The organism is Bradyrhizobium sp. McL0616 (genome assembly GCF_049993385.1).
Classification (GTDB): Bacteria; Pseudomonadota; Alphaproteobacteria; order Rhizobiales; family Xanthobacteraceae; genus Bradyrhizobium.
On the sequence record NZ_CP188255.1, the window covers coordinates 7,526,492 to 7,550,457 of the forward strand.

Below are 23,966 nucleotides of genomic sequence, written 5' to 3' on the forward strand. Positions count from 1 at the left end.
AGCGCGGACCTGGGCGCAGATCCAACGAAGGCTATGATGCGATAACGTTTCCGACCACGCAGTCAATGCATAGGGCCCGCGCATGAGCACCACTGTCGTCCCAGATGGTTGTGTGGCCTGCACCGGATCGAACGATTGATGCGGCAGCAAGCGCTTAAAGCGCGCCCGCGCCGGCGTCGACTGCCGCCGGATCTGGGTGAGCGGCAGGTCGCCGCCGTCGCTCCCAACGTGCTCGACCGCAGCTTCGAAGCTCCCGCTCCCAACCGCAAATGGATTGCTGACTTCACCTATGTGTGGACGGCGGAGGGCTGGCTCTATGTGGCCGCCGTCGTCGATCTCTTCTCCCGCCGTGTGGTTGGCTGGTCGATGAACGCAGCGATGACGGCCCAGCTCGTCACCGACGCCCTGGTGATGGCGATCTGGCGACGGGGCAAGCCGGACGCGCTGCTGCATCATTCCGATCGTGGCAGCCAATACACCAGTGAACAGTTCCAGAGGCTGATGGCTGATCACGGCGTGGTCTGCTCGATGAGTCGTTCCGGCAACGTCTGGGACAACGCGGCGATGGAGAGCTTCTTCTCGTCGTTGAAGACCGAGCGGACGGCGCGTAAGGTGTATCGATCACGGGACCAGGCCAAGGCCGACGTCTTCGACTACAGCCATTGGAGTTTTACTCGCTTTCCTGCTCCTTGGTGCTTTCAACATTCTCCTGTGCTTGGTCAGGTGCCGTCGCGGATCTGATATTCGCACCGCCCAGATCGTGCAACACCGCGGGTGTGATACCCAGCGCCGATGACATCGCATGTCGCAACTCTTGCGCCTGGTCGGGCGCGTGCTGGGCGAGGGTTGCAATCCCAGCCGCAGCTTGCTTCAGCTCCCTTATCACCCTCGTGTATTCCTGCGGAGGATCAGGCAGCGTCTTCACCAGACTGAAGAACGCGTCGGACCGGATATAGCGTGCCGCAACGTCAAGGAACGGCTTCATGCAGCGGCCTCTGTCGGCGTAGTACCGTGCCTCCCAGTGCAGGATCTCGTTGTCGACAGTCAGGCTTTCGGCACTCCAGCTAACATCGCTTGAGGCAAAACGCTCGCTCGCGCTCGCCTCGATCGACAGATCGACATGTCCAACCACCCCCGGCAAATCAAAGACTAAATTGGAGGTGAAGTCGTCCTCTCCGACGCCATAGTTTACAATCACGTCCTGTAACGCAGACGTAGCGGGCTGGGCCGCGTGGTCGGTCGTAACTGCAGCCTGAACTGTGATCGAACCCTGCACGTTGGGCTGCTCCAGCTGCGCCGGCGGATTTAAGTCGACTCCGTTGACTCGCCACCGGTATATCGGTAGCCCAAACCCTCGCGTGGCAGCAATGCAAGTTACTTTCTTCGGTGCACTGTCGAGGTACCAGCGGTAGACGTCTTTCGGACAGGTGAAGAAAGGCGACGTGAGTACTAGGCCCTGATCTACCCGGAACGGCTTGCCTTCCGGCTCCGAATCTACTGAGAGCTTCACATCTCGTCTCAATCCTTCCAGCAGTGGAAATGGATTCTCAGTCGCAAGCTGTGGCGTGCTGCCCGGCCGAAAATACTTATTGATTAGCTGAGAAAAGGCCGCGGCCGCGTCATTCTTACCGGTAAGATTTTGATAGGTTTGCGCAAGGTTGTCTCCTCCCGCGGCGATGATGTCAGGAATCGAGTGGTTCAGCTGGTTCTTGAGGTAGTAGAGAAACAAGAGCGACAACCCAAAGCTGACCGGATTTTTGTCCGTGTTTTCCGATGCCCCTATCCATTGCGTATCTCGGCTCGACTGCAACCATCTGTTTACCCATGGCGGGCCGTAGAACAGAGCATAACCTGTGCCGAACCGCTCTCTGGCGCACAGTAGTGACAGCCCCTCGCCATCGCTCTTAGATGCGTTCCACGCACTGTTGCCGTGCTGGTTGCGATAGCTGGCGAATACCTCCACCAGCTCAGCAACCAATGACATGCAGCTACTCTGTCCCGCAGCCACAGCGTTCGCGTTTGACGTTTGGTTGCCAATCTTGATGACGGTATTGCTTCCCTTGTATCCGTTGTTGCTTGCCCCACCAGCGGCAAAGTCCGCAACGATCTGAATGGTGATGCGATTGTCCGGGCCGAATCCGTCGGTGATCTTGTACCAGCTGGCCAAAATGCCGAACTCGGCCTCACATACTCCCATCACTCGCTGAGCTCGCGAAATTGCATTCGGGGTGCCGTCAGGACCGATCAGGGTTTCGTCGTACTGAATGTTGAAATGCGCAGTTTGCCCAAGCGTCTGCATCCGAAAAGATCCTTTTGCAAATGACACCGCGTCTTTGGGAACCATAGGCGCAATCGCGATTCCACTGTGAGAGGCAGTTCACACACCTGGACGGATAGTTCTTGGTAGGAAGCGCGGCCAAGAATCGCAGGGCGGCTGACGAGTTTGCATCTCAACTCAGGGAAAAACTGGACGCGGATCTATTGCGGCGATCTTACAGTGAGATTGCGCGGCGCTTGAACGATGCCGGAGTTACGACGGCGACCGGGCGCAGATCCTATCAACAGACTGTCAAGAACTACTTGGTTCGCACTAAACGGGTCTCAGAAGACAGCTAAGCATATTCGACCGAGATGCCACTCTCCATGATGGCACCTTCATGTTCGTTCCACGCAGCTTCTGAGCGTCGAGAGTCGCTTTCGGTCTTAAATATCAGCAACTGAGGCAGCGCTCGCATCGTCAATCGTCAGCCGTCGTTGGCAACGAGTGACAACAATGGATGAACCTCTACGCCTCGCTGACGCTGATAGCCGACGATCACCGTGGTTCGGCTAAGGCCATAAGGGGAAATGGCTACGGCATGAGAAAAGGTCGCCAACTGAGGCGGCCTCCTTGGTCAGAAGGTCGCACGGTTTAGGCTTGGCGTGGGCGTTCATGGGACAGAAAAATCGCACCTTCCGCCTTCAGGTGGGATTGTCAAAACTAGATAAGCAGTGATCGACGACTTCTGGTTCCGCGACCGGCTTCCAAGCCGCCCGGCCGCCGTTAGGGAATTGCTGCGACGCGCGCTCGCGAACGATAAACCTCTGTCCAACAGTGTCCCGCAATGAGGCGAACTAAGAAGGACGGCCAACTGCGGCGACTTACTTCGTGCCGTTCTTTCGTTCCAGTCGCCATTTCAACCTGATCCGCGAGCATTGTGAGATGGCTTGCTAGGCGATCAAAGAGCGCGCACTTAGCCGGATCAGTTGCAAGATGCGAATGAGAGCGCACTCGGCCGCATCTTTCCGAAGCTTCTCGACCTGCCCCAAATAATCCTGCATCGCGGCCTCCGGAGAAACCGAGTTTCATCCTTGGACACTCTGAGTCGAATTAACTGCGAGGCTGGCGGCGCTCCTCGTCACCAATGGCGGCTAAGACCTCGTGTTGGCTTGCAAGGCCCGGCAAGCTGCGGGCGATATTGTTGAGGACCGTCGCCATTTGCGGAGACACGCCAGCCTGACCCGCCTGAGTGCGGTAGTGCACCATCCGACGGGTTTTGACGTCCAGCATGGAAGTCATCAGACGGAGTGGATTCGCGCAAGCTGGGCAATGGGTGAGCGCATGGCAAGGTTGGCGAGACGGGTCCGGCACGGGCGCATCTTATGCGCCCGAAACTCAAAACAGGCCACTCACGAAATCAAACTAGGCCACTGAGGTCGGAAACATGACAGACCCTCAGCGGTACTGGCCGAAATAGATCACTCTCAGAATCAAATCAGGCCACCTAACGAGAACGCCACCAAGCTAATAATGCTCAGTGGCGCTGCGCTGGAACTGGAAATTGCAATCCCCCAGTAAGAATTGGTCGGGCGGCGGGCCTCTACGGTTCAAGGGCCACTCGGGATTTCAAAGTAGGCCAGTGTCAGCTGCGGTGGAGTGGTGAATCACGAGCTCCAAATAAAATAGGCAGCCAACTAAAGCGGCCTTTTGTCATCAGGTCGGCGCTCTCAAACCTGGGGAGCTTAGAGCCGTCGTGGATTCGATCGCTGCGCCGTCGGTTGCGGCTACCCCATTCGCGGAAGCACGCTGCCAGATATCCGGCGCGATCTCATTTAAGCCGCAACGCGGCCGGCTCCTGGCAGCGCTCGCCCTTCTCCATCATCGCCAGGCCATTCTGCCGAGCTTGTTGGCAAGCACGATGGCGGCAATCTTGGTCGGTCGCCGCGCCAGCAATCCCGTAAGCTAGGGTCGATGATCGGTACCATGGATCTTTGCATAACGGATCATGGCAAGCGCGCCAGCCGTGAACAGGCTACGCAAACAGCGATCGCCTTGCTTGCTGATGCTCCCAAGCCTGTCATTGCCCCCGCTCGAACTCTGCTTGGCACGAGCCCAGTCCAGGCTAAGAGGCCTCGTCCGGATCGGAAGGCTCTTGATCGGCCACACTCGCCGCCAGCGCTGGGCCAAGGCCACACCGGGGATCGCATCCTGGTGCCGATCGCAGTCGGCCCCCAGGCCGAAACACACGACAAACCTGCGTTCAACTCGTGACGTTTCCATCAGCTTGGCTTGAGGCAAGGATGAACTGACAATCACGGAGCGGCAGTTCGTCCTGGTAGAAAGGATGGCTTCGCTCTTAAATCTGTTTGCACCGCGCAACGAAACGCGCAACGAAAAAGGTCGTTAACCGCCTTTTCGAGAGTATGGGCTGGGATATGGGCCCTCAGGTGGTTGATTTGGGGAAGCGCTGAAAAGTAAGAACTTTTCGGCCTGTATGGCGGAGAGAGTGGGAGCGAACCCCATTCCCGTAGTTAACCCATTGAGTCGCGAAAATTTTAGAGAGCCGCAGCCGATTTCAGATACCATGTTGTGTACCCTGAGCCTGCTTCTTGGTCAACGCGCTGAAGCTACCGCGCCCCCGTCGGGACGGGTCGTGATTTCAGCCGGATCGATGCTTCGAGACTCGAATTGTTCGGGGTTCGAATGTTACGAGACTCGAAATGTCTGCCCCATCGACGTTTCGGGACTGCCTCCCGAATACTGGAAAGCCATCCTGCGCTACCCGTGCGTTGACGCCGATGCGGGTTGGCCGAGGGAGCTGCAGCTAGACCAGATTTCCAAGCAAATTCTGAGGGTGGGCCATCGCCCTCGCGGACGGACCGTCGAGAGATCCAGACGGTCAATGCCGTCCGAACATACGGCCTGCAGGCCGCCTGGAAGGATGTCGGCCAGAGGTTGCTCGACAATACGTGCGGTCAGCGGACTGGGCGTCACGAAGAGGACGGCTGCCGGCCGCTTTTCGAATACCGCGACATCGCTCTACCTGTGAGCTTTGTCGCACGCACTCGGTTTGCTATAACAATCGGACGTTGCCGCTTATCCCAGAACAACCATTAGCTCAATGTCCTCAAGCCAACACCCTCGAATGGCCCTCACCGTGGTAGCGACGGTGTGTTCGCTCTTCATGGCAGCGGGCGGTCTATCATCTACTGGCCACTCAGCGGATCTGCCGGCACAGCACAAGTGTGACCGCTTTGCGGACTTGGGTGGGTCGAAATCGATTGTCGCGGAGGTCAACCTCGAAGGTGTTCGGCTCATTCAGCTCTCATCGAGTTCCTTCGGTGATTACAATACGGCCATTTGGGGCAACAAATCGAAGGGCGGTGAATTGCCGAGCGATACAGGCATTTGGGGGCGGCTTATCAAGCTCGGTTCGTATGCCGTCGTCATTGGAAAAGATCGAACCAGCGTAATCGATGGCAAAGGAAGCCAGGTAAAGACGTTCGATCTCCCCATGAGGGACCTGTCCTCCGATGTCCCTCCCCTCCCGAATCTTTCAATTCCAAAAGAGCTGTGGATCGGTTTCCCTGAGCCCTACGCAAAAACTGGCGACGTGCTCTGGCTCTCTTCTGAGAACGGGCTGTTTAGATTAAGTGCAAGGGATTTGGAGTTGACGAAGGTCCGGGATGGTTCGTGGTCGTTCCGAGCCCTTCCGAAAGCCATGGATGCGGATCTCGCTCTGGCCTTTGGCCCAGGAGCCGGCTTCTCTGTCGTTGCGTCGCAGCTGTCCGTGCCCGCGGGCTCTATTCTGACGGACTTCACGATAATGGATGGCCTGGCGATCACGCCATCAACTGTCCTATTTGCCGGCCCGGGAGGGCTCTTTTGGCTCGACCCGCGAAACGGCGACAGCGGTGCATTGTCCGACCAGCCATCGAACATCCAGTATCGAGCTGGAACGCTTATGCTCGTTCGTGTGGGTGCTGGACTCAAGCGCGTAGCGCTGGAGGATAGGAAGCTGGAAGACGTCGGAGCTTCCGCGTCGAACGTGTCATCGAGCGATGCTTTCCTTTGGGCATCGGGCGCGGGACGCCTCTATCGTTCGGCAAAGTCGGTCCCCATCAAGTTCGACGAAGTGTCTCAATTTAGAGGAGAAGTTGTCGCACTTTGGGATTTCGAGGGAGCTTCGTATGTCGCTACCGAAGATGCGAAGCTCTTTCGAGTGGAAGAATCTGAGCCCCCACGGCCACATTGATCCGTCAGTTTCCAGCGACGTTCTCAGCCAAGTCGCGAGATTTCATAGTGTACAGTTCAGGTCAGGACCTCTTCCTCGTCAATTATTCGGGCCGCCCTCAACCGGTCGCGCTCAAGATGACCGACCATCAATGGATATCGAGCGACGACGCATTCTGGATCCTGTCCGGGGCCACCTTGGTTATGCTGAATGCAAAGTCCCCGGGAAAGGTCCATCAGTATCGACTTCCACGTTCCTACCCTGCGCAATCAGATTTTGCGGTCCATCTGGGCTCGTCAGGTTACTTCGTCAGGATAGGCGGCGATGGCTATCTCCTTACAAGTCTGGACTCAGAATCACTTCAAGAAGTTCATCCCAACAAATATGCGGAGCCTAATGTCGATGGCTCAATCGCGTCGGATAACGAACCGGTTGAAGGGATTCGAAAGATTAACGGTCATTTGGTTGCACTCGACCCCTCGCTTGACATAACTCTTGAATGGCGACCTGAAGTCGAACTCCTGAAAGGGACGCCCGATCAAGCTGCGCCCTTTCAGAATATCGTACTGACTTGGGAGGTGCGAGACTACAAATGCACGGCAAACCACGAGTTGGTCAGATTCCATAGCGCCCTGATTGCGCCAGATGGAAAGAGGCTTGCCGAGCCTGTCACTGTGGACGCATCCAATTACAATAGATTTCAGTCGATCATCTCGCTGCCTGGGAACGAGGGTGAATACACTGTCGAAGCCTCGCTCACCGACGTGTTCGGAAGGCGATGGATTTATCGTAAGAACGTTCATATCGGAATATATGAAGTCGATTGGATCAAGCTCGCCAAGCGGGTAGGTATATCTGCCGCTGTCTTGAACGTCGCTGTTTTCGTAATCCTTTTGATGGGTGCAAGATGGTCAGAGCTCTGCTTCAAGCTGCTGACGGATCCGGTCTTACGACGAATTGGCGTCTATTTCGGGCCAACTCTTTTGTACCTTCGACCCATTCGACTATGGATACTCCAAAGATATTTCGTCCTAGCAAAGCAAGAATACACTGATCTTCGCAGCTATTTGCCGGTAACGCTCAGAACGGCTTCTGACGGACGACCTGGCAAATCGATAATGTCTGATGGCGTCCTCGGCGGAATGGCGGAGACGCCGCTTGCGTGGGTTCGTGGAGAGTCCGGCACGGGCAAGTCCGAGCTATGCCGCGTTCTGATGCGATCCTATTTTGAACAAGGCTCCCTATATGCGGCATGGAAGAAATTTGGGCTCGTCCCCATATTGGTCCGCGTCCGGTATAGTTCGGCGCAGCCGGGTGCAGATTGGATTCCTGAATCGGCGCGACTCTCCCTTCGGCGCTATGGCCTTTGGTTCAGCGATGGTGAGTTTTTTCAACGATTGCTTACCTGCGGGGACTTCCTAATAATCCTCGACGGAATGAATGAGGCGGACGTCACCAAACATTACAGAACCTATGCACTATCTGAGAACAAGGCTCGCATTCTTGCGACGTCCCAAACTCCTCTGGGAGAGCCATCGGTTGTAGAGTACGTACTTCCATTGATCCGTGGTGAAGCAGCACGGATGTTGCTGAAACTCCTTTTGGGGCGACAAGAAGGGGAGAAAGGCGATACGGCGCGAATTGCCCCAAGCCTCTTTGAAGATTTGCGTTCCGGATACGACGTCTATCTTCTAGCAAATGTACTTGAGGCGGGAAAGAAGCCTCCTAGTGATCGCACCTCACTTTACGGTTCGATATTGGCGCAAGCTAAGGAGTTTGCTGATTTCGACGACAGTGTTATCTGCAGTATCGCCGCAGAGATGCTTGTTGCACGTCAGAGATCGTTCGGCACAAGTGATAAGCTAACTCAAGAGTTGATAGCGCCACTTGAGCGAGCTAGAATTGTCGTAACGCGAGACGGACGATACGAGTTTCGACACGACCTTATGCGCGGGTATCTCGCATCAAGATGGTTCACGGTCCACTGCGCATCTACTGAGGAGATGTTGAAGCGAATTTCTGACGATAAATTATGGGCATTGAGCCCGGGCGAGCTCGAAACCCTCTTGCCTTTCTTGTGCGATCTGGTCACCGATAATGCAGGTCTAGAAGAGCTAATAGGGTTAGGCATGACGAATCCGATCAGATTTGTCGCTTTGCTGGATGCCCTTCAATCATCGGCCAGTCGACGTGGTCTGGATGTACGGTTTGCTATAACGCTGGAATCCACATCAACATCTGGATCATTTGACTGATCGGCTCAAATCGAAGCGGGGGTAGATCAACGTTTAGGCGGCGCTTCTTCGTTCGTCGGGGCGAGCCCGCTTCCGACGAAGCTAGATCGTCGAGCATTGTCCCGGCGAAGCTTCGAGACTCGAATCGTTGCCCGCGTGGAAAGTCGCAAGTCGCCAAAGTCACTGCACGATTGGCCCGCACTTTACGCTGCTTCCGATCTCAGACTTCGCTGAGTCGAATCGCCGCCATGAGCGGTCGTTCCATGGAGCCCGTTGCGGCGCGAGCCGCACTCGCCCTCATTACGTCAGCGATAGCATTGGCGGATTTTGAGGCCTAACGCATCGCGAGGAAACGTCCATCAATGGAGCCAGAAAGCTGTCCACGTCGTTGGGCAGGTCTTGATTGCGTGGCCAACCGAGTGAGTCCCATCCATGGGAGGCTTGCTCTATTCCGTCATTGAGGGCGGATTGGATTTCAGCATCAGATAATTTGAACTGCGGCAAATCGATATGTACGGCTGCTTGAATATATAAGGCCCGGTGTGACGCGGGAGGATGTGAGTAAGAATGCCCGGAATAGTGCTCGTAGAGCAACGAAACAATTCCCACTGCGATGCCGAACAGCGTCAGATGCTCGATAGCTGCTTCATGCTTTCGTTCGATCGAGGGGTTCTCCCACAGGGAGTGCAGGATGTGCAACGCTCCCAGATAGAGCGCTCGCTGATCCGCCAGGAATTCAAGTGGCTGCAATTCCTTGCCTAAGAACTCTTCACGCTTCTGACGTCGCATTTGTAGTGCTTTGTACTTGGTCTCTCGGCAAAACTCGATGTGGCCCTCAATAACGTGGGCGATTTCATGAAGAAACAGATACGTGAGCGCGTGTGAATGTAACAGCCTAAGATTGCCCATGAGCTTCGAATCCTCGGCTAACGCGGGAGCTTTGATGTTCTGATGACCGATCCAGCCGAACTCCGACCCGCCTCCTTTCGGCAACAGTGGAAGGCCGAGCGGCACCTTTAGCTCAAGCTGGCGAACTGACTTGAGTGAAGTAAAGGTCGATGGCTCGGCCATCAACCGGAAGAGTGCAAGCAGAATTTGAATGGAAGAAGAAGCCTCCACCGCGACGGCGTAGCCGCTGCGGTCACTGAGATAGCTCGCGCTTCCGCCGAACCCGCCATAGTTGGTCAGCCCTGGAAATACGTACTTGCAGATAGGAAATGCTTCTTCTTCCAGACTTAACAGGCCTCTCATGATTGGCAGAATATCCGCAAGAATCTTGGAAGCGGCGACCATGCCGTTAGGCATATTGGGATTATTACAGTATTGACGCGGATCAACCCAGGACCAAGGCCAACCGCGCGGAGGATCGGAGATCGTCCGGGAAAAGTCAGCCTCTTGATCGTCCGGCATTCGCTTCAACTCTTCTCGGCCGACGTGCGTTTCCTGGCTGACTCTTTCGTCCTCGACGGCTTGGGTGTTCGAGTTGTCCTCGCGGGCTTTATTTCACCACACCAGGCGTCGATGGCGTCTTTGCCTAAATCGTTGATCGTCGAACCAAATTGCTTCTTGATGAGAATGACCGTTGCGTATGTCGCAATCGCCCCTCCGAAAACATGTGCGAGGGTGCCGAAGATAGCCTGAACCACCGTAAGCGGTCCCTTTTTGCGAATAGTGCTGCTCTGGCACACGAACATCCTGACGTCGTCCTTGTGCCGGTTCCACCAGCTCTGCCCTCCCTCGATCCTCGCCTCGTCCGACTCTTCCGCCGCGCCGAGATCGGGCCTGTCCGGATCGAGATCGGCTAATCGCTTAAATGCGTAATCCAGGCTGTTCGGGTCCTCCAGGAGCGCCTGCAGGTTTTCCTCCGGGTCCATGGTTGCGTCCTCCACGCTAGGTGCCCGAGACTATAGGAGCTCAACCAGAGATCGGCCACAGCATTTAGGTGCGATTAGCGCGGTTAGCGTGACATTTTGACCCACCAACCCCAAGCTGATTGGTCCACAACGGTTCGAAATTGCCTTTTCCTGATGGAAGCATGGGAGCTGTCCGCACGTATCGGAGCAAAGGACCGCCGCAGCAATCGTCACTGACGATTCAGCCCTCGATAGAATTTCTTTGTGAGATTTCCGCGAGTTGTGTCTACCCAAGCGAAGCACTCTGCAAGCGCGGCATTGTCTTGAAGCACATCCTTACGTGCGCTCTAACGGACTGCCAAATTTAGGACAAGCAAAACTTCCGGTAGTGCCCTAGCATCGCTGCTCGCAGGGCGGCCGGAGGGCAGCAGATGAGCGATCCGTCAGGGGTGGAACGTGACCAAAGGCAGGCCCTTCTTGGACTTGCTCTGAATCTCTCACCGGGGCCAGGGGCGGCTGAAACTGACGTTACCCTTGCGCACGCGAGGTTGACGTCTGCCGTCGAAGGGGGCCAGGACGTGGGCACTGTAGCGGCTTCAGTGCTTCTCGAACCGAACCAACTCGGCAAGACCGCTACGAAGGACATCAGGAGCAGCCAACCCGGAGCGAACCGTGCCTTTCTCTCCGGGCTGCCCGCGACGTTGGAGGCTGACGGCGGGGTCCCCGAGTGGGCGCACGGAATGGTCGTCTCTGCCGTGGCACCGCCAATGCTCACGGTCGATCGTCTACCCGCGCAACTGCGCTGGATCGACCCGCTCGTTCAGATGAGCGTGGTTCGCGCCGACGACCCTACGGTCTTGGCGACCATTGACCTGCCGTTGCGGAGTCGGCCAGGACGATCGTTTGCGATCGGCGCGGGTAGCGTCTGGTTTGCTTCGGGCGCACTGGCCGTTGGATCCTCAGGCGGGTTCGCGGGCTTGCGAGTTAAGAGCGGCACCCTGACCGTCGACATGGACGTGACCTTCACCGATTTCAAAGCCCATCTGCCTGTCGGTGCGACGGCGACACTGCAGCTCGAAATTGAACAACCGACCGACGTTTCAGTTCAGTTTCCGAAATCGATTTTGATCGTGTGGGCCCCGGACAAGGTCTCGCTGTCGGCAAATGGTGCAGCCACGGTCACTGCGTTTGGCGTTCGCGTCGGATTGACACCTGCTACGGGGGCCGTCGCCTACGACAACGCTACCCACGACCTGACCGTCCCTCTAACACCGGACACCGCGCGATTCAGCCCGGTCGCATCTGACTCGGTGATCGCCGCGGTCGACGGGATGGCGCCTATCAGCGCGGCTTTGTGGGCCATCCCGGTGGCGTTCGCCGCCGCGACGAACCTGGGCCAAGCGGCCGGTGCCGGGGCAATTCGGCTGATCCTGGGCGACGGAATTGCCCTCACGATTCCTACGCTGAATTTGAGAACACCTGTTCGAGGCGTAGCGATTTCGGTAGGGACCGATTTGCTGCAATTGACCGGCCAACTTGCCCAGCACCTGACGGCGGAGGTTCAACTTTGGGACGAGCAAGGCGGAGTCTCGGGTGTTCGGACATCGAGCATTCTCTTTTCTGCCAAACCTGGCGACCAGGTACTCTGGCGTGTGGAAGTTTCCACAGAACTAGTTTCAATTCTCGGTGCCTGTACGGCCTCGGTCGATCGTCCGCTCACCTCAGCCGGTACACGGCTCGGGCTGAGTTTTCCGATGGCCCTGCTCGCCGTTACGCGTACGACGGCTGGAATCTCGGCTTACGTCATAGGTAACCAGACCACCGCAGAACACCCCGAACGCCATTCACTGGTTCTCGAGAACGCACTGCTGATCGTGGATGGGCCGCAAACGCTAGTCGCAACTGGCCCGATCGATGACGCGCGATTGCGCTCGGGCTCGCTTCGGCTGACGTTTCCCATGTTTGACGTGGTGGCCACGCTGCCAGACCCATATGCGGCAAGCACGTCTGAGCAGCGACGCGCCAGCAACTTGATCGTGGACGTGCTCACCGTCGCCATGCAATGGAGCCCGGAAGGTGCAGCGACGCTTGAGGTGACATCCAAAGGGGTCGGACCGACGCCGGGTGTCGTGTCTGGTCGACAGCCCGATATGCTACTTGACGTGTCGACAAACGCCGATCTCTTCGGCGTCCGGATGATCGAGGGAGGCGGCGCACGGGTAGATGCATCGATCCTGAGCGCATCTGGTGCTTCGCTGGCTCTCTTCACGGTGCCGGGTGTCTCGTGGGAGCCAGTCGAATTCAATGATGCCGCGATTACGATCGACCCGCCGCCCAACGACGGCCAGCCGACGGTCATCAGGGTTGAATCGGTTCGTCTCGTGCCAGTCGAACCTCTGCCGGTGCTCAGTGCATTTGTCGACATGACGAAGGCAGGCGCGTCCGCCGCCATGAGGTTCATGCTGCCATTCGGCCTGGTAGCCGACGCATCTTTACCTGCGAATTCAATCCGCGATCAGGGCTCAGCCTTTGAGCTGGTCATGCCGGCGTTCGACCAAGGTATGATCGGTGGCCACCAACTCACATTGCGGCCCCCTAATCCGACATCGCTCATTGCTGGCTTCCCCGGATCGGTCTCCGCCGCTGGCCCTGGCGCCAAGCAAGTGCTGGGCTCGAGCGTGTTCAGCATTTTCGACGGTCAGTTCGGGCCAAGCGCGGGAAACCGAATGGTCCCGGTCCGACGCGTCGACATTTCCGGCTATGGCAACTCGATGTTTAGCGATTGGCTCGACACCGCTACCGATGCCGGCGTCCCCGCGGTGGCGGAAGCGCGCTTCGACGTTATTGTAGGACGCACTTCCTACGAAGTGATTCAGGTCGTCAGTGTCATCTACCCGTGGGCTATTCGCACGGTGCGCACCATCACGATGGCGCGCCAGGACGGCGGCCGAATCCTGCGATCGGATACCGGCTGGCTCGCGCTCTCCGACGGTAACTTCGACTTGCCTCCCGGCATCGTCTCCCACAAGGGAGCGGTCACTCGGGTGACCAATGTTCACAACATTAAGGAACAGGGTCCAGAACTAGTCCTTGACTCGACCGCGCCGGGACTTGATTTCCAACCCGTCACATTCGATGCCGACGCCCTGATCAATCCGGATCTGGGTGTTCCTGACGGCGGTGTGAACAGCAGCACCGGGACCGTAGTGCCAAGCAAAGGCATGAACGGCTTCATGCAGCTCAAGCCGAACAAACAATTCATCAGCGCCGCGCAGCTTCGCACGTTGATGCAAGACCGGCCGGTGGGCGGCGCACTCGCCTGCTCCGTCGATCTCGGTGGTCCAGGCGTCGGCGGCCCTTTGGTACGGGTAACAGGCGTCGGTGTGAGTACCGCGGACACCCCCGCAGCGCCCGAAATTGTGGTAACGCTGATGGGAACGCCGCGCCTGCCATCGAACGGCTCGTGGAGCGTCGGTCGCCTATCTCCCGGCGACACCGCGCCCAACGCGCTCAAGCCTGACGCCGCCGTTCCTTTGATTCGGCAGAACGGCAATCCCGACTGGCATTTCGCGGACCCCCAGGACATTGATCGTCTCACCGCCCCGCAGGCAACCCAATACGGACTGATTCAAGGAACGGGAACCCAGCGCGCATTCTTCCGGCAACCGCGTGTGGCCAAGGGCAGTTCTCAAGTCGACCTCGGCCAGCCGCCCCATCTTGCAGACGTTTCATCTCTGCTCAATGCGACCGGTGTGTTCCCCGACCTGACCAACGCACTCAAGTTCGACAAGCCGCCCCAGATCAACCTCGTCGGCGATTCGCTCACGGTTCAACGACACCGGTTTTCACTAGCGGGCGTCCCTCCGCGTACTCTGCTGGAAATCACGCCGGTGAAGATCCTGCTGGACTACGCCGACGCAGACGGTCAGGCAGCATTCGTCGACTTCGAGATCGAGCCGAGCGGATCGCCCATCTGGACCGTCGCCATCGGCACCGTCAGCATCCTTCTGGTCCTCCCTCCGTTCGGGACCCAGAGTGACCCGCTTCTGCGTCTAACCGGTTCAATCCACGCGGATTCGCGGTCGGCACCGAACTACAAGGATCTCGTCGTTCACTTCGGTGGCTCGATGAGCTTGATCCAGCAGGTGTTCACCCGCCTCCAAGAACTCGCAAAGATGCTACCAGGCGGAAGCGCGAACCTCGACGTTTCCTTTTCCGACGGCAGGCTGACCATCCGTGACGGCTTCACGTTACCCAATCTTCCGCTCGGCCTGGGCCAGATCACCAATGTCGGAATGGACCTCGGCCTCACGGTGTCGCTCGGGCCGCCTGCGGTCAGCTTCCAAGTCGGCATTGGGACGCCCGACAAGCCATTCCATTGGCTGGTCTCACCCTTGTCCGGCACGGGTGCAGTCGTGGTCGGTTCGCAGGATGGCCGTCCGACGATCCTGATTCTGGGCGGCATCGGAGTCGGATTGGCGATCGATGTCGGGATCGCTTCCGGCAGCGCGTCCGTGGTGCTCGCGCTCCAAGTCGACAATCGAGTCGCGCCGCTGGAATTAAAGATCATCCTGACCGGCCAGGCCGCGATCGACGTATTGGAGGGCTTGGCGAGCGCCACGATCACGTTGTCTGCGGCGATGGGCATCGCCCCGGACGCCCTGCCGATTCCACATGAACTCACCCTTTTTGCGGATGTCGCGGTCGGCATTCACTTGTCACTGTGCTGGGTTGCGAGCATCGACTTCGACGGTTCGTGGCATGTCCAGCAGACGCTCACGTCTCCGATTTCATAAACGCCCTGAATTTCCTTCAGGAGGATTGCGATGTCTCTCAGCGATGTGCGTCTGTCGATACTCGCCTTCCCGCAACGTTGGGACGGCAATGGAAACCTCGATCTCAACATCGTCGTGATCCCGGTCGGCGATCCGCTTGCTGCGCTGACGCCTACCGGCCCGTCCTTCGCCGGCACCGAACTGCAACTCCAGGCCATCGTGATACCCGGGTTGGACGCGTTGCCAGCACCGGCGTCGCCTGCAGTGCCGTTTTCGATTTCGACCCCGCTTCCGCCAAATCAGATCGCGCTTTTCGGCACGTTTCTCGGGACCTACCCGATCGATCCGGAACCAATCAAAAGAGTGCTCGGGCCCGATGTGCGTGTTCGCAAGAGTTTGCCGCCAAGTTATCTTGCCGCCGCAGGCGTCGATGCGCCTGGAAGCGCGGATACGACTGTCGGCGATGAATTCGGCTGCAGCCTGCTCGGGCAAGACCCCGGTGCAACACGTCGCGGCAGCCAGCCGCCACGCACGATTAGCTGGGGAGCTCTGCTGTCGTTCGCTCTAAGGCAGCCCCGGGTGGCCAGGGAGTTGGGCTTGATTTACCAGGTTTCCTTGCCGGTCCATCCCTCCGACGTGATCGAGGGTGGCTGGGTCTACGTCCATATCGATCCGGCTGGCGATGCTCCTTACAGCGCCGACTCTACCGCCGCCCCTGCGCTGGTTCGCTCCTACGCGGCGCGTTTGCCGCCGCTCCACAAGTCGCCGCGCCGGTTGTTTGCAGCCGTTCTCTTTCCGGTGGTTCCGCCGGTTGGCGATCCTGCGGCCTATGACGAGGCGGACCTCGAGGCGCAAGTCTACGACGACGGTTTCGCGACGGTCGTGCACTGCGACCAGCCGACCACCTTCGATGCCGCCTCGGGCGACCACGGCACGTTGAGCCCGGCGACAGATGCTGGGATCCAGATCGGCTGGGACGACGAGCAGGTCACTACCTGGCAAAACCGCCAACTCGACATCGCGCGCGCCCGCCAGGCGGCGACTGATCCGCCTGCCGAGGTCCCTCTGGGAGTCTTCGGCTACAGGGTTGACGTGAGTGACGACGCGGGCTCCACGTGGGCCTCGTTGTGCATGGCAACACAGCAATTCGCGTTCGGGCCACTTCAAGGGCCGCAGCCGTTTGAAGGCATGATCGAACCAACACCCGTGCGCGCGAACCGCCCGGACGACAACCATGCCTGGCTGCCGCGCTACTTCGCGCAGTGGAGAGGCGGCTCGATGGTGGCCGACGATCCGGTCGTTCATGAGATGACCGGCGGTGGGCTCCCTCCCCCGAGTTCATCATTGCGCGCCCTCGCGCCTACCGTCGATCTGAGATACGGCCGCCGTTATGCGGTCCGCGTGCGGCTGGCCGACATTAGCGGCGGAGGACCGCTCGTCTCCGACCAGCCAGAGCACCCGGGCGCCGCCTCCATCTCCCATTGGGACTTCAAACGACATGTCCCGCCAAAGGCAGTGCGTATCGCCACCACGCCACCGCGACCGCCCATGCCGGCTGCGGGCACCGCCCCCCAAGCGGCGACCGCGACGGCGCCCCTCGTTGTCCTCGACGTCCTGCGCCCGCTGATCGGATATCCGGAAATGCGCTTCACCGGGCTCGGCGATGCTGACCTGCTGCGTTTTCGCCAACTGATTAGCCTCGGCGTCACGACGGCACCGGGTGAGCCGGCGGGGATCTTCGGACTGCCGGATCCCGACGTCGATACGTTGCACATCATTGTGGAGGCGCGTTCGCTGGCACCCGATGACGGAGGAGCGCCTCCGCTCGACGGCGCGTTCAGGGTGATTTACGAACTCGAGCGCGCGTTTCCCGTGCGACCGGCCGACCCGCTCGCCGAAGACGTACCGCTGACGATCAGTTTGACCTATGTCGACGTCGGTACGATTTCGTCGCTCGTCGCGCCAGCGGCGGGACTGGTTCTTCCCATCCCGACCGCGAGGGATGTGCGCATCCGGCTCTCGGCAATGTGCAAGGGGGCGTCGCCCGACTATTTCGGCAGTGATGCGGCTCGCATCGGTATCACGGTGGACCTCACCACGCGGAAGGAGTCGTCTCTCGAAGACGATCTTCTGATCCCGGTCGGGGCCCACGGTGCCGAGGCGTTTTTCCTTCAACCTGGATCGGACGCTGCCGCACGGCTGGCGCAGCAACTTGATCTCGACGTCAAGGAACTCACCTTTAGTGGCCGGCCCGGTTCGCGTACGGTGGTCGCCGCCTCGCGGTTCCTGCGCCACACGCTCTCGGGCGACCACAATGCCATCACTCTCGCGAGCCGCGAGGAGCTCGCGCACCAATGGATCGTCGCCATTCGATTCGATCTCGCCCGCGACTGGACGTGGGATGGACTGGCGGACGAGGGAATAGCCGTGGAGCGCGACGACACCGGAAAGGGCCCGATCGGATCTCTCGAATTGCGCCGGACTGCTACTCCTGCAGCGCTTGCACCTTCAGACGAAGGTGCGCGCCGCGAGATCACTCGTCTGGTCTTTTTCGACGCAGTCAATCCACAGCCATCGCCAAAAACCTTCCCGACAGAACTCCGCATCCGGTACCACTTGAGGCCGAAGCTGACCGGCAGCGCGGCGGTGGCCCCCACAGACGTAACAGAGCTCCGCCTCCCGGTGACCGTCAACCCAGCGCAGATCCCGCGGCTGGCGTCGGCTGGCGTCGCTCTTACGCCTTACCTTGCGGCCGATGACTACTCCTCGACACAGCCGCGCCGGCGCGCGCTCTGGCTCGAACTGGCCGAGCCGGTGGCCGATCCGAACGATGCCATCTTCGCACGGATCCTTGCCTATGCGCAGGACCCACTGCTCGCGCCTTTCTCCGCACTGCCAGACGTTGCAGACGAACCTCCACTCTCGCTGCCCGATGAAAAGATCAGGTTCATCGCACCGGGGCAATCGCGGGACGATGCCGGACTGGCCGCGATGACTCGATTGTTGCCGTCCGCTGGCTCTGCCAAACACTTCCTGCTGCCGCTACCGGACGGCGTGGACGCCAATTCGCTTGCCCTCTTTGGCCTATGGACCTACGAGCTGCGCATTGGCCACGTCGGCGAATGGTCGACCGCTCAAGCGCGCTTCGGCCGCCCATTGCGGGTTGCTGGCGTCCAGCACCCGGCGCCGACGCTCTACTGCGCTGCCGGCCGCGTCGGCCCGCCTGACCACGCTTCCGGCATTCTGGCTTCCGCGCCGTTGGCGACTTCGGTCACCGCGGAAGGCAAGCGTTTGAGGCTACGCGATCTGCCCGGCAACACGTCGATGTACTTTCTGCTGTACGCGCAGGCCAGGCAAGCGGACGGTCTTGCTTGGCGCAACATTCTGCTTGTGACGCGGCAAGGCAATGCGGTCCGGACCCACGACAACGTCTCACAGTCACGAGATGTGCGCGCGAGCGCGTTCTTCACCGACGAAGAGATACGCGGCGCTCTCGACCACTTCCTTCTCTCGAGAGATTCCCGTTTGAGCATATTGGCGGTCGAGCTGATGCCGGAGGGGACGGTGCCGCAGAAGACGCCGTTGACCGATGAACTCGGCTCACGCCGCATTCTTCGCACGTCGCCTCTCGAGCCGGTGCACGCTGTCTGTCCACCGGAGACCGCTCCACTACCGCGAGCTCGGCTTCATCCGGGGCTTGCGATCGCGGTCGACAACCACGCTCCTCTTCCGGCACCGCACGAGTAACCGAGAGTGAATGACCGGGCCCGGAAAGGTTAGAAGTCAGCCAAGAGGAATACGGTTGCCATGGCAGTCCCACCGACAATATCAAGCGGAAGCCCAGACGTCGGGACAGTCGTCGCGGCGCAGCGGAACCTCAACGTTGCAGACGCACGAGAAGCGTCGGCCGGCCGTCCGGGCCTGAACGCCTGTCCGCTCACCGAAGACGGTGTCTTTGGTACTGAAGTGACGCAGGCGACGATCGAATTCCAGACACGCCGTGGCTTGGTCCCGGATGGCATCATCGGTCCTCTCACCTGGGGTCAGCTTCTTGAGAGCGTCAATCCAGACTCGGGCGTGCGTTCAGGTACATCGCTGCCGATCGAGGGGGCGGTGCGGTGGTCCGTCGGTCTTGACGATATCGCGACGGTTGCGGGCCAAGCGCCAACTGACGCGCAACTGTCGGGCCTTTTGGTGACGGTCGGCGGCAGCGCAGCAAGGGATGTCACCATCTCTCCCGACGGCCGGATCATCTATTTCACCGTCCCAGCCGGCGAGGAGGGTGCTGCCGACCTGGTGCTCACCGGAGGAGATGCCAGCAGTTTCGTGCTCGCGAATGCGGTTAGCTACACAGCTTCTTTCGGAGCCGCGCTGCAAGGGGTGATCGTTGCCGTGGCACTAAGCATCCAGGAGGCTGGTTCCTTTGCGGCCGCGCTTCAGGTCGGGCGCATCCAAAGCTTCGTTGACGACGTGGCTGCGGCGATGCGCGATCACCAGAATCTCCTAGCCAAGCTGCTGACCCGCCTGCAGGATCCCCTATTTGCAGACTCCGTCGAGGATGCCGACGCGTGGTTCGGGTATATGTCATCACGCGCGCGGATGGTCGCAGCAATTGTGAACGAGCAATGCCGTATCACCTTGTCAACCGACCCTATCGCTGACCTCGACGGATTGCCGTTCGGCGGAGCGGACGATCAGCCAACATTGGACACCGGAGCAACGGTGTTGCTGCTGACGGCCATGGAAAGCGTGATCGTCCCGGGCTTTGTGGATCTCACAGCTTAGATAGGAGAACAAAATTGGCGCAGATGATCACCGACCGCGGCAAGCCAACGCAGATCGTCTGGGATCAGGACGAAAAGGACGTGCAACGCGTGCCCGGTACAAAGATCGTTCAAGGGTTCCTTCCAGTTCCTCGGCAGGGTGGCCCGCTGACTAACGTCACTTCGCAAATCTTCCCCGGCGTGCCCGGGATTCCAGATGTGCCGGACCTGCCAGGGTTTTACAAGGCAGAGTGGTTTCTCTCACCGTCGGACGGCCTGACTGTCCAGAACGTCCGCTTTGTCCAGGCCAACGTGTCGGATGAAGTCCACAAAGTGGTCGAGTTCATGCAATGGCGAAACCTCCGGCTGATCGTCGATCGGGGACCCGCACCTTTTCAGACGATCGCCGTGACCTTGCCCGACAGCACATGCATGCAAGGTGCGCTGATGACACAGAAAGGCACACGGACGGCGGACAACAAGAAATTCGCGTGGGGCGCCTGCGTGATGTTCAATCCGTTCGAACTACCGGACAAGAGTCCTGCAGGGCTGCTGGCGAATATCAAGTACACTGTGACCATCAGCCAGTCGTATCTGTTCGGGGCGCCGGACGCAGATATCGAACCCAGCGGATCCGTCGTGGCCGTAAAGGCTTGGCCAGTAATGACCGTATCGATCACATCGAGCGATCCGAAGTTATTTCCGCCGCCTTCCTTTGCAGCGGATCTCAAATTGGTCGTCGCCCCAAGATTGACACGTCCCGATCAACACCGCCCTGCTCCTCAGTTCCCGAACTCGGCGTTGCGCGACACCAATGTCGTCAGCATCTTCTCTGATACTAATGACCTCTCGCGCGGCATCCCTGGACAGCCAGGTTCTGTCGTCACGCTCTTCGCGCCAAACAAGCCATTTTGGGACCGGGTTTTCGATTACAGCGAGCCTGACGTCAGTACCGAGATCGCGTTCGATGCGGTCGTGTTTCCACGCTCGATTGCTTCAACAAAGCCGTTCACAGCAGCCAGCCCTAGCAGTTCCTTGCTGCAATGTCAGCGCGTTGGCGGCCAAGGCGAGTTCGATAACGTTCACATTCATCCTTGGGTCGGATTCGACGATCCGACAAGCAGTTCCGGCACCAATAGCAACAGCCCCAAGTTCATCGAGGCTCCCATCGCTGCAGATGAAGTGATCCACATGCACTGGCGTTGGGGAGTGGGCATACCCCAGGGCGTGAAGGACGGCTCCTTCCCTACACCTGCCGATGCAGAGAACTTCAGAAGAAGCTTTCGGGGGTTCGACCCGCAGGCGAATCAGCCCAACAGTTTAGCGGGCGCCCCGCTCATTCCTGCGGACCAGTCCCTGCGCATCAAGCTCGGCAATCCGGGCAAGGATGTTTCCGATCCGCCGGCTGGGCCGCTCGACCCGAATTCGACGGTGATTTGGTATTCCCCAATGTGGCACGCTCCAAAGAACGGGGCTTACACCCAGTTCTTCGTTCACGGGTTCGCATGCGCTTATCGCCTCAAGCCATTTACCCTGTTAGGAATTCCGGTTCTGAAGAATCCTGACTTGCTCGACTCTCCATCCTTTCCAGGCTTTGGCTACCACGACCTGCGCTTCGATTCGAGCGGCAACCAGAATGTGCTGATCGCGTCGGCCAGTACGCCGCCAGGTCTGTCGAGAAATCGAATTGGTACTGGATCGACTCCCGTCGACAAGGACTTCTTCTCGCCGAAATAGCCGATAACGATCGATCGTGGCGTCGCAACGCCTGGCATGCGTTGCTCACGCAATCCGCCTGTAGTTCTCTTTCTCGATTCTGAGCGAGTAGCCAAACGACGCCGGCCCGATCATAAACCGCTGAGGCTGCCACGGCCGGATCGGCGTTTCGTGCACGGCGAAGAACCGGGCGTGGCAGAAAGCCATCGCTCATCTTCACTTGCCGCGGCTCACCGTCGAGGACCTCACCGAAATCCATCAGTTCAAATTGGGGCCATGAGTTTGCTCGATGTCCAATTCGCACATGGAGGATGACCACCAGAAAGGCGTCATCATTCGTACGCATCCGGCCAGCACCCCGGCCAGGCGCGCCGGTCTGCCGTAGCGCTCAGGCAGCAGCCGCTTTGGACTTTCGGTCCGCCTTCCAAATCCACGGGAGCAGGTCGGCGACTCCGTTTGCGGGGTGATCGGGAAGCCTGGCCAGCACGTCAGCGAGCCAAGCTTGCGGATCAACGTCGTTCATCTTGCAGGTCTCGATCAGGGTATAGACGGCGGCGGCACGATTGCCGCCAGCATCTGAACCGGCGAAGGTTCAATTTCGTCTTCCGACAGCCACACCGCGTAGTGCTCGTTCGGCAGCATTGTTCGAGAGGCAGACGCGTCCGTCGTCTAGGAAGCGTGTAAACGCCGCCCAGCGGTTGAGCAGGTAGTTGATCGCCTTTGCAGTATCGTTGCCTGAGGAGAGCAAGGTCCGCTGCTTGCGCATCCAGATCTCGAGATCAGCAACGATCGGCGCGGACTTCTCACGACGCACCGCAAGTCGCTGTTCCGGCGTTTTGCCGTTGATGGTGCGCTCGATCTCGAACAGGATATCGATGCGTCGCACGGCCTCGCTGGCAATCGGCGCCTCACCAGACTTCGCCAGATCAAAGAACTTTCTGCGGCCATGGCTCCAGCAGGCCGCTTCAAGGATTGGACGGCGCGGAAATCTCCGGACCAATATTTGAATCGAGCGTCGCGGCGCAGTCAAAGCTCACTCCGAGATCGGTTGTGTCTTAACGCTGAACTTCATAAACGGGCTGTTGCCGAGTGTGGCGCACCACGCTTGACCTCGAATGCATCCAAGCACTCACCCTCTCAATGAGGGCTGCAATCTAGGAGCGAATCGTAGGCTGGTCACCATAGGCTGGTTGCCGCGAAGACAAGTTAGCTTCCCGATTTCGGGTTTTCCACGCCTTCGAGACGGGTCGAATGCGGAATCTTCTCGCTTATGTCGACTTTGCCTGCAAACACTACCGGCGTGTTCCAGACCCATGAGATCGAGAGACAGCATGACAAAACGCAGCATGGCGAAACCGCGCAAGGAGGATACGTATACGATGACATCGCTCACCCCGAGAGGCGTCCGCATCACGTTGCCCAAGACTGACTATATTTCACCGTTGTATTCGCGCAAGCAGGTGCGGGCCATTATCGCCGATCTCCTGGATGCCCTCGATAACGATTTGTTCTACGCCTAAGATTTCGGGACTTCTGAGTGAAATTCTCCCATCCGCGTCGGCAGCTGCGTCTCCCGGAAGCGTCGTGGGGTGCCGTAGGTATCGGCAGCGAACCTCGGCTCGCGCAGTGTAGAGGCGCGGCGCTTAAGCGCATCCGATATCGCGATGTAGAACGGATCCCCTGCGATGTCGGTCACGAGAAACAACCATTACGTCCCACGGTGGTATCAAGAGGGCTTCCCGGTCGCTCGTCGCTTGCGTACGTGGACATGACGCCGGACCGCCAGATCCTTCCAGACGGCCGCGAGATCGTCCAAAGGGGCGAGTGGAACGATACTCCGACTTCGAAGGCCTTCCGGCAGCAGGACCTCTACTCGACGTTTTTCGGCACCTCGGTCAACGACGAAATCGAACGCCGACTGTTCGGCGACGTCGACGCTCGCGGGTCCAAAGCCGTCCGCGCGTTCATCGGCACGGACATGCGTGCATGGCACGAACACTTCAACGACTTCTTCGAATTTCTCGACATCCAGAAGATCCGGACCCCGGGCTGGGGTGAACCATGGCGTTGGGTGCTCGGTTTACGGAGGCCGTGATCTGACGTGAGTTACGGCGTTCGCCATCGACTGCGA

The 23,966-nt window shown here is 59.0% G+C and carries 13 protein-coding genes and 3 pseudogenes; 10 read left to right on the forward strand and 6 right to left on the reverse strand.

All coding sequences use genetic code 11. From position 1 onward, the window contains the following. Positions 1–111: 111 nt before the first annotated feature. A pseudogene (locus ACPPVR_RS36255) lies at positions 112–741 on the forward strand (IS3 family transposase); the annotation flags it as partial. Here ACPPVR_RS36255 and ACPPVR_RS36260 read toward each other — a convergent pair. The 3 genes from ACPPVR_RS36260 to ACPPVR_RS36270 form a co-directional block, all read right to left on the reverse strand. Then, complete coding sequence (locus ACPPVR_RS36260) at positions 671–2,299, reverse strand: hypothetical protein (RefSeq protein WP_426611286.1); 1,629 nt, start codon at positions 2,297–2,299, stop codon at positions 671–673. The pseudogene ACPPVR_RS36255 and the gene ACPPVR_RS36260 overlap by 71 nt on opposite strands. Positions 2,300–3,370: 1,071 nt before the next feature. Then, entirely contained in the window at positions 3,371–3,550 is a 180-nt protein-coding gene (locus ACPPVR_RS36265) for a hypothetical protein (RefSeq protein ID WP_426611287.1), read from the reverse strand. Between the two features lie 672 nt (positions 3,551–4,222). Next, positions 4,223–4,540: a transposase gene (locus ACPPVR_RS36270; protein WP_426616255.1), complete on the reverse strand. Its 318-nt coding sequence runs from the start codon at positions 4,538–4,540 to the stop codon at positions 4,223–4,225. Between the two features lie 391 nt (positions 4,541–4,931). Between ACPPVR_RS36270 and ACPPVR_RS36275 the strand changes: the two are divergent. From ACPPVR_RS36275 to ACPPVR_RS36285, 3 genes and pseudogenes are all read left to right on the forward strand, one after another. Then, a pseudogene (locus ACPPVR_RS36275) lies at positions 4,932–5,284 on the forward strand (hypothetical protein); the annotation flags it as partial. Between the two features lie 121 nt (positions 5,285–5,405). Then, positions 5,406–6,515, forward strand: a complete 1,110-nt coding sequence (locus ACPPVR_RS36280; RefSeq protein WP_426611288.1) for a hypothetical protein — start codon at positions 5,406–5,408, stop codon at positions 6,513–6,515. A gap of 47 nt (positions 6,516–6,562) precedes the next feature. Further along, positions 6,563–8,749, forward strand: a complete 2,187-nt coding sequence (locus ACPPVR_RS36285) for a hypothetical protein (protein WP_426611289.1) — start codon at positions 6,563–6,565, stop codon at positions 8,747–8,749. Between the two features lie 279 nt (positions 8,750–9,028). Here the strand turns inward: ACPPVR_RS36285 and ACPPVR_RS36290 are convergent, their stop codons facing one another. Both ACPPVR_RS36290 and ACPPVR_RS36295 read right to left on the reverse strand, forming a co-directional pair. Continuing rightward, complete coding sequence (locus ACPPVR_RS36290; protein ID WP_426611290.1) at positions 9,029–10,138, reverse strand: hypothetical protein; 1,110 nt, start codon at positions 10,136–10,138, stop codon at positions 9,029–9,031. A 5-nt stretch (positions 10,139–10,143) separates the two neighbouring features. Beyond that, positions 10,144–10,602, reverse strand: coding sequence for a hypothetical protein (locus tag ACPPVR_RS36295; protein ID WP_426611291.1), 459 nt, complete (start codon positions 10,600–10,602; stop codon positions 10,144–10,146). A gap of 578 nt (positions 10,603–11,180) precedes the next feature. On the opposite strand from ACPPVR_RS36295, the gene ACPPVR_RS36300 reads away from it, so the two are divergent. Genes ACPPVR_RS36300 through ACPPVR_RS36315 form a run of 4 tightly spaced genes read left to right on the forward strand, consistent with a single transcriptional unit; the run spans position 11,181 to position 21,856 of the window. Further along, entirely contained in the window at positions 11,181–15,377 is a 4,197-nt protein-coding gene (locus tag ACPPVR_RS36300) for a hypothetical protein (protein ID WP_426611292.1), read from the forward strand. 30 nt (positions 15,378–15,407) lie between these two features. Further along, on the forward strand, positions 15,408–19,103 hold the full coding sequence (locus tag ACPPVR_RS36305) for a hypothetical protein (protein ID WP_426611293.1): 3,696 nt from the start codon (positions 15,408–15,410) through the stop codon (positions 19,101–19,103). Positions 19,104–19,163: 60 nt separating this feature from the next. Beyond that, a complete protein-coding gene (locus ACPPVR_RS36310; RefSeq protein WP_426611294.1) occupies positions 19,164–20,141 on the forward strand; it encodes a peptidoglycan-binding domain-containing protein in 978 nt (325 codons plus the stop codon). A 14-nt stretch (positions 20,142–20,155) separates the two neighbouring features. Beyond that, positions 20,156–21,856 (forward strand): hypothetical protein, encoded by a 1,701-nt coding sequence (locus tag ACPPVR_RS36315; protein WP_426611295.1) that lies wholly within the window; start codon positions 20,156–20,158, stop codon positions 21,854–21,856. A 367-nt stretch (positions 21,857–22,223) separates the two neighbouring features. Here the strand turns inward: ACPPVR_RS36315 and tnpC are convergent. Next, a pseudogene (tnpC, locus tag ACPPVR_RS36320) lies at positions 22,224–22,811 on the reverse strand (IS66 family transposase); the annotation flags it as partial. 355 nt (positions 22,812–23,166) lie between these two features. Between tnpC and ACPPVR_RS36325 the strand changes: the two are divergent. Then, positions 23,167–23,355 carry a hypothetical protein gene (locus tag ACPPVR_RS36325; protein ID WP_354257742.1) on the forward strand — a complete coding sequence of 63 codons (189 nt, stop codon included), beginning with the start codon at positions 23,167–23,169 and terminating at the stop codon, positions 23,353–23,355. Between the two features lie 242 nt (positions 23,356–23,597). Further along, on the forward strand, positions 23,598–23,930 hold the full coding sequence (locus tag ACPPVR_RS36330; protein WP_426611296.1) for a hypothetical protein: 333 nt from the start codon (positions 23,598–23,600) through the stop codon (positions 23,928–23,930). Positions 23,931–23,966 lie beyond the last annotated feature (36 nt).